General features: G+C 65.5%; 16 protein-coding genes. 11 read left to right on the top strand and 5 right to left on the bottom strand.

Annotated features, from left to right (window positions below; translation table 11 throughout):
• Nucleotide 1: 1 nt before the first annotated feature.
• From KBX18_RS06235 to KBX18_RS06260, 6 genes are all read left to right on the top strand, one after another.
• Nucleotides 2–1,699 carry an ABC transporter family substrate-binding protein gene (locus tag KBX18_RS06235; RefSeq protein ID WP_005290831.1) on the top strand — a complete coding sequence of 566 codons (1,698 nt, stop codon included), beginning with the start codon at nt 2–4 and terminating at the stop codon, nt 1,697–1,699.
• The gene (mshB, locus tag KBX18_RS06240; RefSeq protein ID WP_255995258.1) at nt 1,671–2,612 is read left to right on the top strand and encodes an N-acetyl-1-D-myo-inositol-2-amino-2-deoxy-alpha-D-glucopyranoside deacetylase; all 942 of its coding nucleotides are present in this window, start codon (nt 1,671–1,673) and stop codon (nt 2,610–2,612) included. Before KBX18_RS06235 ends, mshB begins: the two co-directional genes overlap by 29 nt.
• Nucleotides 2,609–2,995 carry a hypothetical protein gene (locus tag KBX18_RS06245; protein WP_255995259.1) on the top strand — a complete coding sequence of 129 codons (387 nt, stop codon included), beginning with the start codon at nt 2,609–2,611 and terminating at the stop codon, nt 2,993–2,995. The genes mshB and KBX18_RS06245 overlap by 4 nt, the downstream gene beginning before the upstream one ends.
• Before the next feature lie 39 nt (nt 2,996–3,034).
• On the top strand, nt 3,035–3,358 hold the full coding sequence (gene fdxA, locus KBX18_RS06250; protein WP_255995260.1) for a ferredoxin: 324 nt from the start codon (nt 3,035–3,037) through the stop codon (nt 3,356–3,358).
• The gene (gene dapC / locus KBX18_RS06255; RefSeq protein WP_005290818.1) at nt 3,359–4,459 is read left to right on the top strand and encodes a succinyldiaminopimelate transaminase; all 1,101 of its coding nucleotides are present in this window, start codon (nt 3,359–3,361) and stop codon (nt 4,457–4,459) included. It abuts the gene before it with no gap.
• A 166-nt stretch (nt 4,460–4,625) separates the two neighbouring features.
• Entirely contained in the window at nt 4,626–5,201 is a 576-nt protein-coding gene (locus tag KBX18_RS06260) for a GtrA family protein (protein WP_156774926.1), read from the top strand.
• A gap of 48 nt (nt 5,202–5,249) precedes the next feature.
• Here KBX18_RS06260 and KBX18_RS06265 read toward each other — a convergent pair whose 3' ends face one another.
• From KBX18_RS06265 to KBX18_RS06285, 5 genes are all read right to left on the bottom strand, one after another.
• Nucleotides 5,250–6,362 (bottom strand): HNH endonuclease signature motif containing protein, encoded by a 1,113-nt coding sequence (locus tag KBX18_RS06265; RefSeq protein WP_255995261.1) that lies wholly within the window; start codon nt 6,360–6,362, stop codon nt 5,250–5,252.
• A 67-nt stretch (nt 6,363–6,429) separates the two neighbouring features.
• Nucleotides 6,430–7,395 (bottom strand): 2,3,4,5-tetrahydropyridine-2,6-dicarboxylate N-succinyltransferase, encoded by a 966-nt coding sequence (dapD, locus tag KBX18_RS06270; protein WP_005290811.1) that lies wholly within the window; start codon nt 7,393–7,395, stop codon nt 6,430–6,432.
• A 123-nt stretch (nt 7,396–7,518) separates the two neighbouring features.
• Nucleotides 7,519–8,985, bottom strand: coding sequence for an amino acid permease (locus KBX18_RS06275; RefSeq protein WP_305082978.1), 1,467 nt, complete (start codon nt 8,983–8,985; stop codon nt 7,519–7,521).
• Nucleotides 8,982–10,385: an amino acid permease gene (locus KBX18_RS06280; protein ID WP_255995262.1), complete on the bottom strand. Its 1,404-nt coding sequence runs from the start codon at nt 10,383–10,385 to the stop codon at nt 8,982–8,984. The genes KBX18_RS06275 and KBX18_RS06280 overlap by 4 nt, the downstream gene beginning before the upstream one ends.
• A gap of 57 nt (nt 10,386–10,442) precedes the next feature.
• Complete coding sequence (locus tag KBX18_RS06285; RefSeq protein ID WP_255995263.1) at nt 10,443–11,390, bottom strand: succinyltransferase; 948 nt, start codon at nt 11,388–11,390, stop codon at nt 10,443–10,445.
• A gap of 51 nt (nt 11,391–11,441) precedes the next feature.
• Here KBX18_RS06285 and dapE point away from each other — a divergent pair, with 51 nt between their 5' ends.
• The 5 genes from dapE to KBX18_RS06310 all read left to right on the top strand — a co-directional run bounded on the left by dapE (nt 11,442) and on the right by KBX18_RS06310 (nt 15,328).
• Complete coding sequence (dapE, locus tag KBX18_RS06290; RefSeq protein ID WP_255995264.1) at nt 11,442–12,527, top strand: succinyl-diaminopimelate desuccinylase; 1,086 nt, start codon at nt 11,442–11,444, stop codon at nt 12,525–12,527.
• A 69-nt stretch (nt 12,528–12,596) separates the two neighbouring features.
• Nucleotides 12,597–13,394 carry a TIGR00730 family Rossman fold protein gene (locus KBX18_RS06295; protein ID WP_255995265.1) on the top strand — a complete coding sequence of 266 codons (798 nt, stop codon included), beginning with the start codon at nt 12,597–12,599 and terminating at the stop codon, nt 13,392–13,394.
• Between the two features lie 8 nt (nt 13,395–13,402).
• Nucleotides 13,403–14,242, top strand: coding sequence for a dihydropteroate synthase (gene folP / locus KBX18_RS06300; protein WP_255995267.1), 840 nt, complete (start codon nt 13,403–13,405; stop codon nt 14,240–14,242).
• Nucleotides 14,242–14,952, top strand: coding sequence for a glucosyl-3-phosphoglycerate synthase (locus tag KBX18_RS06305; RefSeq protein WP_255995268.1), 711 nt, complete (start codon nt 14,242–14,244; stop codon nt 14,950–14,952). Before folP ends, KBX18_RS06305 begins: the two co-directional genes overlap by 1 nt.
• Before the next feature lie 10 nt (nt 14,953–14,962).
• Nucleotides 14,963–15,328 (top strand): cell division protein DivIVA, encoded by a 366-nt coding sequence (locus tag KBX18_RS06310; RefSeq protein ID WP_255995269.1) that lies wholly within the window; start codon nt 14,963–14,965, stop codon nt 15,326–15,328.
• The last annotated feature ends 1 nt before the right edge of the window (nt 15,329 follow it).

Consider the following 15,329-nt stretch of genomic DNA (forward strand, 5'->3'; position numbering starts at 1 on the left):
CATGAAAGCAGTTCGCTTGACGACGGTCACGCTCGCGTCGATAAGCCTGCTCTCCTCGTGCGCAGCCAACCCGGGCCCGCCCCCGATCGTCGAAGAGACGGTGACCACGGAGACAGCGACGACGACCGTCCAGCCCGGCCCGACGCGGTCGCAAGTCCAGGTCGGGGTGCAGCCGCTGCGCAACGGTCTCAACCCGCACCTCATCGCCGATGAGAATTCGACGGTGCAGGATATTGCCGAGCTCACCCTGCCCAGCGCGTTCGTGGACGGGAAGATGAACACTGATCTGCTCGTCAGCACCAGCGAGCTGCCCGCCGGCGAGGGTGACGAGGACGCGGCAATGACCGTGCGCTACGAAATCAGCCCGGCCGCCCAATGGTCCGACGGCAGTCCCATCACCGGCGCCGACTTCGCCTACCTGTGGCGTGGCATGACCTCCACGCCGGGCACGGTCGACCCGGCCCCGTACCGTGCCGTGAGCGACGTGCGGGTCTCGGGCGGAGGCGGCAAGATCGTCGACGTCGTTTTTGACGAGCCGGTCGGCGATTGGCAGGGAATGTTCCGCAACCTGCTGCCGTCACACCTGCTCGATTCGACCGCAGCCGATTTCGCAGCGGCGCTCGCAGACTCGATCCCAGCTTCGGCCGGCCGCTACATGGTCGACCAAGTCGACCGCGGCAGCGGCATCATCACGCTGAACCGCAATGACAGGTTCTGGGGGCAAAGCCCGGCGAGCATTGACATTCTGACGCTGAATTCGGTGCGCTCCACCGAGCAGGTCGCCGACCGTTTGCGCGCCGGCCAGCTCGCCTTCGTCGATCACGTGCCGGGGGAGACATCGGCCGACGCGTACTCCCTCATCCCCGGAACCCAAGTCCGCACGGAGCGCGGACCACGAGAATTAGGCCTGGTCATGAGCGTCGATTCGCCCATTCTCAATGACCTTGCGGCACGCGAGGAGCTGCGCTCGCTTATCGACGTCCCCCTCATCGCCCGCATCGCCTCCTCCCGCTCCCGCGACGTCGATGCCGCCGAAGCGACTCCGGCGTTGGGTCGAGAAGCGGGAGAGTTGCGCGCGGCCGTCGATAAGCACAGGCCGTTGCGCATCGCCGCCGACCCGCGCGATGACGAGTCGATGCCGGCCACCAGAGCGCTCGTGGACATCCTCAACGGCGAAGGGATCTCCGCGGAGACCGTCGCCGCCGACATGACCGATATTGCGGAGCGACTGCCTGCCGGTGAGATCGATGCGGTGATGAGCTGGTCGTTCACCAACAGCTCGACTGCGTGGGCCAGCAAGGTCCAATGCCCCTACACCGCCGCAACGGAAGCCGGGGACAGCGGCGCCCAGGACAGTGGCGGCGATGGGGCCAACGGCAACGACGCAGGCGGTGCGGGCGCTGACCGCTACGCCTCCGGCAACCTGAGCGGATTATGCACCCCGGACACGGACCGACTAGCCGAGGCAATTCTCGCCGGCGACATCTCCAGCCAACAAGCCCGCGAACAGGTCACCGCCGCTACCGCAATCGAAGCCGTGTGGGTGCCGGTACTGCGCGAGCGCCGGATCATCGTCCTGGGGCAAGGCATCATTGGCCCGTCGCCGAACTTGGAAGAATGGGACCGTGGCCTTGCCGGGGCCGACACATGGAAAGAGGACACAACTGCCAATGAGCAACGCACCACAGAACCCGAGTAACCCCCGCCCCAACGCGCACGCTGATCGTAGAGACCTCACTGGGTACCGCGTCGTCGCCGTCCACGCCCACCCGGACGATGAATCCATCTCCACCGGCGGCGCCCTCGCTGACCTGTCTCGCCGCGGGGCCGACGTCCTCGTTGTGACCTGCACGCTCGGCGAGGAAGGCGAAGTCATCGGCGAGACCTACCAGGGCCTCGTCGACGACCAGGGCCGGGGCGCCAACCAGTTGGGCGGCTTCCGCATCCACGAGCTGGCCCGCGCGTTGGACATCCTCGGCGTGCGCAGCGAGTTCCTCGGTGGGGCGGGGCAGTACAGGGATTCGGGGATGGCGGGGGCGCCCGCGTCACGCAACGCAAGGGCGTTCGTGAACTCGGGGCAGCGCGCGGTTGACGACCTTGCCGCCATCTTCGAACGGGAACGGCCCCACCTCGTGCTCACATACGACCCCAACGGCGGTTACGGCCACCCCGACCACATCCGCGCCCACGAGATCACGCACGCCGCCGCCGACCAGATCGGGGGAGTGCCGCGCATTCTCTGGGCCACGCGCCTGCGCAGCGAGCTTGAAGCTGAAACCGCCGAGGTTGTCCCCGCAGGCTGGACCCGTCCTGCGCCGGGCGAGCTCGATGCCGTCGACACCAGCGACACCTGGGTAGAGATGAACGACACCGTCTACGCCGCCAAGATCGACGCCATGCGCGCCCACGCCACCCAGATCTGGATTGCCGACGGCTCCACCTCCACCACCAACCCCCACGCCGCCTTCGGCCGCGCCCCCTCCGCCGACGTGACCACCTACGCGCTGTCCAATCTCATTGCTCAGCCCGTCATTCGCCGCGAGCACTACCAGCTCGGGGCCGGGCAGCCGCTGGACCACGGCGCTGACCTGCTCAGTGGCATCGCGCCGTGACGCCCGAGCCACCCATGCGCCGGGAGCCGCAGGTCCGCACTGACTTCAGCCCCTCCGAAGCGCGCTGGGCCATCGCGTGGCTCAGCATCGGCGCGATGTTCGCCGTGCTGCTGCAAGTCACCTCCATCAACGCCGCGTGGGGGATCCCTTCTATCGCTACCGCGTTCCTCTTTCAGGGGGTGGTCACGCGGACGGGGCGGTTGTGGACGTCGAAAAGCGTGCGCGTGCTCGTGCCGACCCTCGTGTGGGCCGCCTGCTTTGCAATGCTCTATTTCGGCGTCGACGTCACCAGCGATATCCTGAACAACAATTCCATTCGCGCACTCGCGCTGTTAATCGCCGGTTGCCTCGGAGGGGTTTGGCCCCTCCTACGGCGCAAGTGACATACTTGACGGGCAACAGGAAAACCCAGAGGAGCAACAATGACCTACATCATCGCCGAACCGTGCGTTGATCTGCTCGACCGCTCATGCGTCGAAGAATGCCCCGTCGACTGCATCTACGAGGGCAAACGCATGCTCTACATCCACCCCGACGAGTGTGTGGACTGCGGCGCCTGCGAGCCCGCCTGCCCGGTCGAAGCCATCTTCTACGAAGACGACCTGCCCGAGGAGTGGAACCACTACTACGACGTCAACGTCGCATTTTTCGACGAGCTCGGCTCCCCGGGCGGAGCGGCTGCCGCCGGCAAGTACGACTTCGACCACCCATTCGTGGCCGCGCTGCCGCCGATGCGGGAGTCCTAAATGCCGCGCAGCCCGCTCTCCTCGACCCTGCCTGACTTCCCGTGGGACACGATCCTCGACGTCAAGAAGAAGGCGGCCTCCCACCCGGACGGTTTGATTGACCTGTCCGTGGGCGGGCCCGTGGATCCGGTGCCCCCGACGATCCAGCTCGCCCTCGCAGAGAATGCTGCCGCGCCCGGATACCCGCAGACCATGGGCACCCCGGAGCTGCGCGAGGCGATCGTGTCGGCTCTGGAGCGCCGCTTCGGCATCGCGGGGCTGAACGAGAAATCGGTTCTGCCGACGATCGGCCTGAAAGAGGCCGTCGCGTGGCTGCCGACGCTGCTCGGGCTGCGCGGCGAGACCGTGGTCATCCCAGAAGTGGCGTACCCCACCTACGAAGTCGGGGCACTCATCGCAGGGTGCAACATCGTGCGTTGCGACGATCCCGCCGACGCCCCCCGCGACGCCGCCCTGGTGTTCATCAACTCGCCCTCGAACCCGACCGGCGCCCTGGCATCGGTGGAGCAGCTGCGAGCGTGGGTTGAGTTTGCCCGCGACACCGGCGCGATCGTGGCCTCCGACGAGTGCTACCTCTACCTCGGCTGGACCACCGACCCAGTGTCCATCCTGCACCCGTCCGTGACTGACGGGGACAACACCGGGCTGCTCGCGCTGCACTCGCTGTCGAAGACCTCGAACCTCGCCTCCTACCGCACCGGCATGATCTCCGGCGACGAGAACCTGGTCCAAGAACTGCTGGAGGTGCGCAAACACGCCGGCCTGATCGTGCCTGGCCCGATCCAGCACGCAATGACCGCAGCACTGAGTAGCGACCTCCATGAGGAGCTGCAACGGTCGGTGTACGCCACCCGCCGCGTCGAGTTGCTGAAGGCTTTGCCCGGCGCTGGGTTCACGGTCGATGCATCCGACGCTGGCCTCTACCTCTGGGTGCGCCGCGAAGGCATGAACTCCCGCGAGGCGCTCGACTGGCTCGCCGAGCGCGGCATCCTCGCCGCACCGGGCGATTTCTACGGCCCTGCCGGCGCTCAGCACGTCCGCATTGCGCTGACCGCGACGGACGAGCGCATCGATGCCGCAGTCGCCCGCCTAGCGCAGTAGCGCTTCTGGTTCGTCGCAGCCGCGTCCACGGGCGGTTCGACCGGTTCGTGAGCAAGATAACGCCACGACAATCCCAGAGTTCGCGCGTTACCAGAGTAATGTTGCCGGGAAGTTGCGCGTCGATTCGGGCGCCACTGAGGACTAAGGACGCTCATTGACGGACACTGTGACACCGGCCGAACCACGGCCAGCTGAGGGCGGCGGGAGTACCGCTGTCCGCTTCGCTAACGGCGCACGAGAATTCATCAAATTCGGGATTGTCGGCGGGTCAGGGGTCTTCGTCAACCTTGCGGTGGTTTATGTAGTCAAGAAGGCGCTCGAGCTCGGGTGGGATATCCACGAGAACGAAGTCTTCATGAACTTGTTCGGCACGCGGTGGAACGTCCGCTGGTACCACGTCATCATGACCATTGCGTTTGTGGTGGCAAACACGTGGAACTACCAGCTCAACCGGTCGTGGACGTTCCGCAATGTGCCGAAGAAGTCGTGGTTGCGCGGCTATTTCCCGTTCATGACCACGGGCATTGTCGCATTCCTCGTAAGTCAGACCGTGGCGACGTTGCTGATGAATCCGACATCGCCCATCGCGCTTTCCGACGACATCTTCGACAACTCCACCGGCTTCCGCACCAAATTCTACTGGTCCGCCGCGATTTCGACCCTGGTGGCGATGCCGGTCAACTTCGTCATCAACAAGCTCTGGACGTTCGGGAAACCGAAAAGCCCCCTCGCTGTCGTCTAGACCGGCTTCGCCGCCCCTCGAGCTCGCCGCCCTTCGAGTTCCCGCAGTCTAAGCGGCGGCAACTGCAGGACCGAAAAGAGCGTCCATGGCGCCGAACCTATGCCGCTGGTTGGTGCGCACGGTGCCGTACGGGGAGACCCATACTGGCCGGCCGGCGCGGATTGCAATGTGGCCTCGGGAGCGGCGCACGTCCGGGGTGTCGTGGTTAATACGGTTGTGGTAGCGGCACAGCGGAACCAGGTTGGCGATGCTAGTCTCCCCGCCGCGCGCCCATGCTTCCGCGTGATGGACTTGGCAGAAGTCGGCAGCATGGTGGCAGTCCGGGTGAGCGCACATCGGCTGGACTGTCTTGGCCAGGTCGCGTTGCTCGGCGTTGGCCAGACGCTCAGTGCGGTACAGATTCACGGCGCCTTCGGTGGGGTGGAACACTGCGGCTTCCAGCTCGTTGTCGCCGGTGGCGATGAACCGGTCTATGAATTCCTTGCCGGTCATGGTGGTGCCGTCGGTCAAGCCAAGGATCACATCGTCGCCGTCGCCGCGGACAATACGCGTCCATTCCGGCAGGGGAACAAGGAGCATGGGGCGGGGTGAGGCTTCGGGGACGCTGCCGTCGCCACGCAATAAGGCAATGAGCTTGCGCGCCATGTGCGCCCCTGGAGAAACGTCGGCACCCATGCCGGCCGTAAGAACGTGCTTGAGGTCGGCGAGGAAGCGTTTACCGGTCGTCAGGGTCAGGGTGGCCATGTCGTCGTCGCCTTCACTGATGGTGGCGCGCTCCTGGCGCGCGGGTGGGTTTTTCGGCGGGACGATCTTCTTGATCAGTGCTCCCAAGGCTTTGAAGGTGCGGGTGGTGCGGCTGGCGGCGTCGAGAAGCTTCAGGCGCATGGTGTGGCGGCGTGTCGCATGCTTGATGTGCGCGATGGAGCGCTCGATTTTTGCGAGCATGCCCACGGAGAGGCCCAAGCGCATCGCTTTCTTCGAGGCTTTCTCGCGCTTGGCTGCAGATAAGCCATCGCCGAAGTAGGCATCATGGACAAGTTTCCAGTTGTTCACCACCGACGGCTCCACGCCGGCGCTGAGTGCTTGCTGTTTGTTGAAATCTTTCAACGCCCCCAACCTTGGGGCGCTGAACGCGCTGACAAGGTCATCGAAAGTTTCCATGCCTCACACGCTAAAAGCCCCGCACAAGGCGGGGCAAGAGCGTGCACACTGCAGTGTGCAACAGGGGTTAGTTCTTGTGCAGCTCTTCGTTGAGCTCGACGGCGTGTGCGCGGGAAGCCTCGACGGCGCCGGTCAGGGAGTTGCGGCGGAACAGGATGTTGTTGTGGCCGGACAGCTCGACGGCCTTGACTTCGTCGCCGGCGGAGCGGCCCAGGTCGGCGGCGATGTTATCGGTGATGACGACCTTGGTGCCGGCGGTGACGTACAGGCCGGCCTCAACGGTGCAGTTGTCGCCGAGCGAGATGCCGATGCCGGCGTTGGCGCCGAGCAGGCAGCCTTCGCCGATCTTGATGGTTTCCTTGCCGCCGCCGGACAGGGTGCCCATGATGGAGGCGCCGCCGCCGATGTCGGTGCCGTCGCCGACGACCACGCCAGCGGAAATGCGGCCCTCGACCATGGAGGCGCCGAGGGTGCCGGCGTTGAAGTTCACGAAGCCTTCGTGCATGACGGTCGTGCCTTCGGCCAGGTGGGCACCGAGGCGGATGCGGTCGGCGTCGCCGATGCGCACGCCGGACGGCACAACGTAATCGACCATGCGGGGGAACTTGTCTACCGAGTAGACAACGACCGGGCCCCTGGCTGCCAGGCGACCGCGTACGACCTGGAAGTCAGACACCTCGCAAGGACCGTAGTTGGTCCACACGACGTTGGCCAGCAGACCAAACAGCCCGTCGAGGTTCGCCTCGTGCGGCTTGACTAGGCGGTGGGACAGCAGGTGGAGGCGCAGGTACGCGTCGTACGCATCTGCGGGGGCATCGCTTATCGACGCAATCCGCGTCTCCACTGCCACACGCGCCACCCCACGATCCTCATCCGGCCCGGCCAGGTCTTCGAACTGCTGCGGGGTCTCTTCGAGGCGCGTGGTGCCGGCTTCGGTGACGGACTCCCCAATCTTCGGGGCCGGGTACCAGACATCCAGAACGGTTCCGTCGTGGGTGACGGTGGCCAGGCCCTTAGCAATTGCGGTGGTCATCTCTGTATCAGCTCTTTCTGCTCAGTGATGCGACGTGTCTACGGGGGACTCGTCGCGTTGTTTCCGTGAGCCAGCTTAGAGAATCGGGGGCGATATCTCAGCTTTGGCACGCGTGAAACGCTATTAGGCAGAGGTTTTGTTCCCGTCCGGTGCGGTTTCACCGTTGTTTTTGACGCTTCTACCGGGGGTGAGAAGAGACAAGCCCACCAGCACGAGGGAGAGGATGGTGACGGAGATGACTTGGGGGCGGGCGGAGGCGTCGAAAAGCATCAGGACGACGAGGCCGAGGAGCGCGGCGAGCGTGACCCACGGGACCCAGGATGCGCCGCGGACCTGGACGGCGGAGTCGGCGATGCCCGGCTTGAGCTTGATGTAGCTCAGCGTGATCATGATCCACACCACGATGAGGCAGCCACCGGTGGCGTTCATGATGAAGTCGATCATGCCCGGCGGGTTCCACCACTGCAGACCGACAGCCACGAAGGCGAAGAAGACGGAGACGAGCACCGAGTTGATCGGCACGCCGTGGGCGTTGGTGCGTGCCATCCAGCGCGGAGCGTCACCTTCGAGCGCCTGCTGGTAGGCCAGGCGGGAGGTGCCGTAGACCTGCGCGTTGAAGGCCGAGAGCAGCGCCAAGACGATGACGGCCTCCATGAAGCCGGCCGCGGCCGGGATGTTGGCCATGTCCAGCACCTGAGTGAAGGGGGATTCTGCGGCGGTGTCCGCGCCGTCGATCTGCGCGTAGGGGAGCAGCAGGATGATCACGATGACCGAGCCGATGTAAAATAGCGCGATACGCCAGATGATGGAGTTGACGGCGTTGCGCACGTTGCGGGCGGGGTCCTCGGATTCGGCGGCGGCGATCGTGACCACCTCGATGCCTCCGAACGCGAAGGCGACGGCGAGCAGGCCGGCGGCGATACCGGCGATGCCGTTGGGGGCGAAACCGGATTCGGTCACGTTGGAGAACCCGACGAAGCCGTTGGCGGGCAACAGGCCGAGCCACAGGGCGGCACCAATCACCAGGAAGAGCAAGATGACGGCGACCTTGATCATGGCGAACCAGTATTCGAACTCGCCGAATCCCTTGACCTGCGCGAGGTTGACGGCGGTGAGAATGCCCACGACGACGAGCGCCGGAATCCACTGCGGTACCCCGAACCAGCCCGCCATGATGGCGGATGCGCCGGTGATCTCCACACCGCACGCCATGATGAGCAGGAACCAGTAGATCCAGCCGAGGAGGAAGCCCGCCCAGTGGCCGTACGCTTGGCGTCCGTACGTCGCGAAAGAACCTGACGACGGGCGCGCCGCCGCCATCTCACCCAACATGCGCATCACGGAAATCACGATGACACCGGCTATAACGTAAGCCAGCAAAATCGCCGGTCCCGCCGCGCGGATGCCCACGCCGACGCCGAGGAACAGGCCCGCACCGACGGCCGTGCCCAGGCCCATGAGCGTGAGGTGGCGCGACTTCAGGCCGCTGCCGAGTTCAGAATTCGCGTCGTTGGTCAACGCGGTGGGGGTTGCGGTGGCGCCGTGGTTGGCACCGGAGTCAGGTCCGGAGGTGTTAGCGGCAGTAGTCATCGGCGGGGTCCTTCGGTGGTCTTGGTTGTGTTTTCGGCGCGGCGGCGCTTGAACGCGCCGGTGTTGGTCCAGATCAGCCCGGCGACGGTGATCACGGTGACAACGACGGCGACGGATATGACCTGGAAGCGGCCGCCGTCGTCGGTAAGCATGAGGACAACAATCCCAGCAGCCAGCGCAATGGTTGCCCACGGCAAGACAGACGGGGCCCACATGCGGACATCGGTCAGCTGGCCGGAGGCCTCCAGGCGCGGGTGGAGGCGCAGGAACGAGAACGCGATGGCGAACCAGATCACGATCAAGCAGCCGCCGACGGCGTTGAGCAGGAAGGCGAGCAGCCCCGGCGGGTTCCAGTATTGGAGGGCGACGGCGACGAATCCGAAGATGACGGAGACGATAACCGCGCGCAGGGGGACGCCGCGGGCGTCGGTAAGCGAAAAGGCGCGGGGGGCATCGCCGCGCACAGAGAGGTTGTGCAGGAAGCGCGAGGAACCGTAGATCTGCGTGTTGCACGCGGACAGCAGCGCGACGACGATGACCGCCTCCATAATGCCCACGGCGCCGGGGATGTTGGCCAGGCGCAGCACGGCGGTGAAGGGCGATTCGGAAGCGTCGGACGCGCCGCCGATCTGGTTGAACGGCAGCAACAGCACGATGAGCAGCACGGAGCCGATGTAGAAGACGGAGATGCGCCAGATGATGGTGCGGATCGCGGAGTGGACGGCGACCTCGGGGTCTTCGGATTCGGCGGCAGCGATGGTGACCAGCTCAATGCCGCCGAAGGCGAACGCGACGGCGAGCAGCGCGGTAGCCACGCCGCCCCAGCCGTTGGGCATGAAGCCGACGTCGCTGACATTGGACAGGCCGACAAACGACGTGCCCGGCAGCAGTCCCAGCCACAGCGCGACGCCGAGAATCAGGAACGCCACGATGACTACGACTTTGATCAGCGCGAACCAGAACTCGAACTCGCCGAAATTGCGCACGGCCGCGAAGTTGATCAACGTGAACACGACAATCGCCACAAGCGCCGGAATCCACGGCGAGATGCTGAACCAGGCGGCGATGATAGCGGAGGCACCGGTGATCTCCACGGCCATGATCATGATCATCATGAACCAGTACAGCCAGCCGATAAGGAAGCCGGCCCAGGGCCCGAACGCTTCCTCGGCATAGGTGGAGAAGGTGCCCGACGACGGGCGCGCGGCGACCATCTCGGCGAGCATCTGCATCACGCACACGGTGATGGCGCCAGCAATGATGTAGGCGATGAGCACAGCGGGGCCGGCGGCTTGAATACCCACCCCGGTGCCCAGGAACAGGCCGGCACCGATAGCTGAGCCGAGTCCCATCATGGTCAGGTGACGGGTTTTCAGCCCGGCGTTCAGGGATGTTGACATAAATGTCAAGTCTAGGAATAGCGGGGGCTGACCAAGAAATCAGGGGAGGACTTCGCGTTACTGCGCGCGCTGCTCGCGGATCACCGGTGTGGCGCTGTGCGCTTCGTTGGTGATGGTGATGTCGGACTGGCCGTTGATGGTGCGGGCGGGAACGTAGGATTCGAAGCCGGTGCCGATGCGGGAGTCATGGAGAATAGTGCCCGGTTCGAGCATGACGCCGGCGCCGATTTCGCAGCGGTCACCCAGGTCGAGGTCAATGATGCCGGCGGAGGGGTGGATGATGCAGTCCGCACCGATGTGGAGCGGGGTGCGGTTGGATCCGCCGGAGCGGCCGGCCATGACGAGCGACGACAGGCCCAGGTCGGAGCCGCCGCCGACGACGCACGCCGATGACAGTCGCCCTTCGATCCGGGCAGCGCCGAGTGTTCCGGAGTTGTAGGAGACGTAGCCTTCGCGGTTCACACTGGTGCCTTCGGCGAGGTAGGCACCAAGGCGGACGCGCTCGGCCTCGGCGATGGTCACACCGGTGGGCACGACGTAGTCGACCATGCGGGGCAGCCGCTCAATGCCGTAGACGTGAATGGTGCCGCGGGCGCGCAAGTTGGTGCGCACGTACTCGAAGTCGTCGGGCAGGCAGGGGCCTTTGTTCGTCCAGGCCACGGGCACGAGGTGCTCGAGGCAGTCGGTCATGTTGATCTCCAGCGGCCGCACTTTGCGGTGGGAGAGCAGATGCAGGCGCAGGTAGACATCATGAGCGTCGATGGCGGGAGCGTCCAGGTCGGCGATTTCGGTGAGCACGGGCACCACTTCGACGCGGCGGTCCCTGTCCATTCCGACGAGGTTGAGCAGGCGCTGCGAAAGGTCGTTGGCGCTGACGCGGCGGGTGGAGGGGGCGAGGATGTCGGCGGGGTCGTCGATAAGCGACACGGAGGGGTACCAGCTGTCCAGCACGGTACCGTCGGCGGCGATGTTGGCGATTCCTACTGCGCGTGCGGATTGACCCATGCGTCACATCGTACGAAAGGGACTCAGCGGCCGCGCGCTAAGATCGCCCACGTGACGTTAGATCTATTTCAGGACCCTGTTGAGCTGACGAAAGCGCTGATGGACATCCCGTCGCCGTCGCATGAGGAAGAGCAGATCGCCGATGCGATCGAGGAGGCCCTGCGCGCGTTGGACGGCGTGGAGGTGACCCGGCGCGGCCACACGCTCATCGCGCGCACGCACCGCGGGTTGGGGCAACGGGTGGTGCTGGCAGGGCACATCGATACGGTGCCGATCGCCGACAACGTCCCGCACCGCGTTGAGGGCGATACGCTGTTCGGCTGCGGCTCGGTGGACATGAAATCGGGCCTGGCCTGCTATTTGCACGCGTTCGCCACGCTTTACGACGCTTCTTCCCTCACCACCGACCTGACCCTGATCTGTTACGAAGCCGAGGAGGTCGCCGCCCAATACAACGGCCTGGCACACTTGGAGCGGGATTGCCCGGAGCTGCTCGACGGCGACTTGACGCTGCTCGGCGAGCCGTCAGGAGCGATTATCGAGGCCGGATGCCAGGGCACGATCCGCGTGTTCGTCGACGCCCGCGGCACGCGCGCCCACTCGGCACGCGCGTGGCTGGGACACAACGCTATTCACGACCTGGCCGGGGTGCTCGGCCGCGTGGCGGCCTACGAGCCGCGCACGGTCACCATCGCCGGGTGCGAATACCGCGAGGGCCTCAACGTCGTGGGGATAAGCGGGGGAGTGGCCACCAACACCATCCCAGATGAGGCGCGGCTGACGGTGAACTTCCGCTTCGCTCCGGACCGCTCGTTGGAGGACGCCAAAGCGCACCTTGAGTCCGTCCTAGACATTGACGAGAGCCTTGAACTCACCTACGACGATGCGGTCGGCGGTGCCCTGCCGGGTCTCGACGACCCCGTCGCGAAGGGTCTGCTGCGCGCCGTCGGCGGGAACTTCCGTGCCAAGTTCGGATGGACGGATGTGTCGCGGTTCTCTAGTCTGGGGGTTCCGGCCGTGAACTTCGGCCCCGGCGACCCCGGCTTTGCCCACAAGATTGATGAGCAGTGCCCGGTGGACCAGATCCGCACCGTCGCCGACTCTCTGCGCGAGTTCCTCGCTCCGCAGAGTAGGTAAGAGCTGGCAGATGCCGGCCACCTTATAAGTTCAGCACCCCCGCACCCTACGCAAAGGCAAGTTTACCCCGTGGCCCCACAGATCACACCCCGCCCGGACAGAAACCGCACGCTGTCCGGCCCGATTCTCAAGCGCAATAGAGATAAGGACGGGAGCTCGACCTATGACCAGCGCCTGCTCGAGATGGGCCGCGCCGATCACGATTGGAAACACGCCGATCCGTGGCGCGTCATGCGCATCACCAGCGAGTTCGTCTCCGGTTTTGATGCACTGCAGGATCTGGGCTGGGCCGTGACTGTCTTCGGCTCGGCACGCCTGGGCGAGGGCACCCCGGAGTACGAGCAGGCCCGCCAGCTGGGCAAGGCCCTTGTTGACGCTGGGTACGCCGTCATCACCGGCGGCGGCCCCGGCCTGATGGAAGGCCCGAACCGTGGCGCGCACGAGGCACAGGGCATGTCCGTCGGGCTGGGTATTGAGCTGCCGTTCGAGCAGGGGCTCAACGACTGGGTCGACCTGGGTCTGAACTTCCGTTACTTCTTCGCCCGCAAGACGATGTTCTTGAAGTACTCCCAGGGCTTCATCTCGCTTCCCGGCGGCTACGGCACGATGGACGAGGTCTTCGAGGTCCTCTGCATGATCCAGACCGGCAAGGTGACCAATTTCCCGATGGTCCTGTTGGGCACCGAGTTCTGGTCCGGCTTGGTGGACTGGATCCGCGGTCAGCAGCTCGCCCGCGGCCTGATCTCTCCGGGTGATGATGAGCTTTTCCTTGTCACCGACTCCGTCGAAGAAGCCGTGGAGTACATTTGCGCGTCCCACCGCGAGATGACCGACCCGCGGAACATTCACACGCCGCACCAAGCCTGATGGGTGAGATGGCCCGGATCATGGGCATCCTCAACCGCACCCCGGACTCCTTCTACGACAAGGGTGCGACGTATGCCTTCGACAGCGCCGTCGAGCGAGCCCGCCGAATAGTCGCCGAGGGCGCGAGCATTATCGACGTCGGAGGTGTCAAGGCCGGACCCGGCGACACCGTCAGTGTGGCGGAGGAGATCGACCGGATCGTTCCGCTGATTGCTGCGGTCCGCGAGGAATTCTCCGCAAGCACCGTCGACATTTCCGCCGACACGTGGCGCCCGGAGGTCGCCGAAGCCGCGATTGCGGCGGGCGCCACCATCATCAACGACACGTGGGCGGGCTGGGAGCCGGAGCTCGTCGAGGTCGCCGGCGCCCACAAGGTCGGCTACGTCTGCTCTCACACGGGTGGTGCCACCCCGCGGACACGCCCGCACCGGGTGCATTATGACGACGTGGTCGCTGACATCATCTCCGAAACCACCGCGCTGGCCGAGCGCGCAGTTTCTTGCGGCGTGCCGGAGGACAAGGTCTTCATCGACCCCACACACGACTTCGGCAAGAACACTTTTCACGGCTTGGAGATTCTCCGGCGTGTCGACGAGATCGTCGCCACCGGTTGGCCCGTCCTCATGGCTCTGTCCAACAAGGATTTCATTGGGGAGACACTGGGCAAGAACGGCCAGCCCGTCGGGGAGCGCGTCACCGGAACACTCGCCGCGACGGCGTGGTGCGCAGCCCGCGGTGTCGCGGCTTTCCGCGTCCACGAGGTCGCCGACACCATGGACGTGCTCTACATGACCGCCGCGATCCAAGGGACTGTACCGCCCCGGGACACCGTCAGAGGACTGGGCTGATGCGCGTTTCAGTCGTGGTGCCGGCGTTGGATGAGGGGGAGACGGTAGGGGGCGTCGTCAAGCAAGCGCGTGCGTCGGGCGCTGATGAAGTGCTTGTCATCGACTCGGATTCGCGCGATGACACGGCGCAGCGTGCGGCAGAGGCGGGCGCGACCGTGGTGAACTGGCGCGACATTGACCCGCAACCTGTGCGCCCCGGCAAGGGGGAGGCGTTGTGGCGCGGGGTGAAGGCGGCGAGCGGCGATGTCGTGGTGTTTCTCGACGCTGATGTCACCACCGTCGAACCGTGGTGGGTCGATACGCTCGCCGCACCGCTCGAGGACCCGGCGATCCACCTGGTCAAGGCCGCGTACCGCCGCGCCAACGACGGCGGCCGCGTCACAGAACTGACCGCGAAACCCCTGCTGCGCCTATTCTTTCCAGACGTGCCGCAGCTGGACCAGCCACTCGCCGGCGAGTACGCGATTCGCCGCGAGACTGCCCTGCGCCTGCCGTTCGCCGCGGGGTATGGCGTAGAGGCGGGACTGCTTATCGACGTCACCACCCACCACGGCCCCGCATCCATCACCCAAGTGGACCTCGGGTTGAAAACCCACCGCAACCGGCCGTTGACGGAGCTGACGCAGATGTCCGAAACGGTCGCGCGGGCCATTCTGTCGCGCGCAGGGGTGCTCGCGCCGCACGCCGAGCGCCCGCCGTGGGTGCGGTAATATCCCCAGCATGCTGTCTTGGTTGCTGCTCATCCTCGTCATCGCCGCCATCGCCGTGTTCGGCGCGTGGGTGTCCGCGTCGATCTTTGGCCGCGGCGAAGTGCTGCCGCCGATGGATGAGCCGCACGACGTCATTCAAGCCAACCGCGCCGCCGTCGAGGGCGGCCGCATCGACGACATCGCGCTCGAAGTCGTCCCGCGCGGGTACCGCCAGGATCAGGTGGATGCACTCGTGGAGCAGCTCGTCGCCAAGTGCGGGATAGCCCCTGGGGCGGTCCCGGAGCTGGCTCCGGCCGCGCCGAATGAGCGTAAGATTGTAGACACCTTAACCGAGGGTTCTGAGCGAGGATCCTCTCACCTACATGTCGAGGAGTGAC

It is taken from the genome of Corynebacterium sp. CCUG 69979, assembly GCF_024454095.1.
In the GTDB taxonomy this organism is placed as follows: Bacteria; Actinomycetota; Actinomycetes; order Mycobacteriales; family Mycobacteriaceae; genus Corynebacterium; species Corynebacterium genitalium.

Bases quoted from the DNA above. Each gene is read 5' to 3' on its own strand.
- KBX18_RS06280 (WP_255995262.1), bottom strand. From the start codon at position 10,385: ATGTCAACATCCCTGAACGCCGGGCTGAAAACCCGTCACCTGACCATG.
- KBX18_RS06235 (WP_005290831.1), top strand. From the start codon at position 2: ATGAAAGCAGTTCGCTTGACGACGGTCACGCTCGCGTCGATAAGCCTG.
- KBX18_RS06265 (WP_255995261.1), bottom strand. From the start codon at position 6,362: ATGGAAACTTTCGATGACCTTGTCAGCGCGTTCAGCGCCCCAAGGTTG.
- mshB (WP_255995258.1), top strand. From the start codon at position 1,671: ATGAGCAACGCACCACAGAACCCGAGTAACCCCCGCCCCAACGCGCAC.
- folP (WP_255995267.1), top strand. From the start codon at position 13,403: ATGGCCCGGATCATGGGCATCCTCAACCGCACCCCGGACTCCTTCTAC.
- KBX18_RS06285 (WP_255995263.1), bottom strand. From the start codon at position 11,390: ATGGGTCAATCCGCACGCGCAGTAGGAATCGCCAACATCGCCGCCGAC.
- KBX18_RS06310 (WP_255995269.1), top strand. From the start codon at position 14,963: ATGCTGTCTTGGTTGCTGCTCATCCTCGTCATCGCCGCCATCGCCGTG.
- KBX18_RS06275 (WP_305082978.1), bottom strand. From the start codon at position 8,985: ATGACTACTGCCGCTAACACCTCCGGACCTGACTCCGGTGCCAACCAC.
- dapC (WP_005290818.1), top strand. From the start codon at position 3,359: ATGCCGCGCAGCCCGCTCTCCTCGACCCTGCCTGACTTCCCGTGGGAC.
- KBX18_RS06305 (WP_255995268.1), top strand. From the start codon at position 14,242: ATGCGCGTTTCAGTCGTGGTGCCGGCGTTGGATGAGGGGGAGACGGTA.
- dapD (WP_005290811.1), bottom strand. From the start codon at position 7,395: ATGACCACCGCAATTGCTAAGGGCCTGGCCACCGTCACCCACGACGGA.
- fdxA (WP_255995260.1), top strand. From the start codon at position 3,035: ATGACCTACATCATCGCCGAACCGTGCGTTGATCTGCTCGACCGCTCA.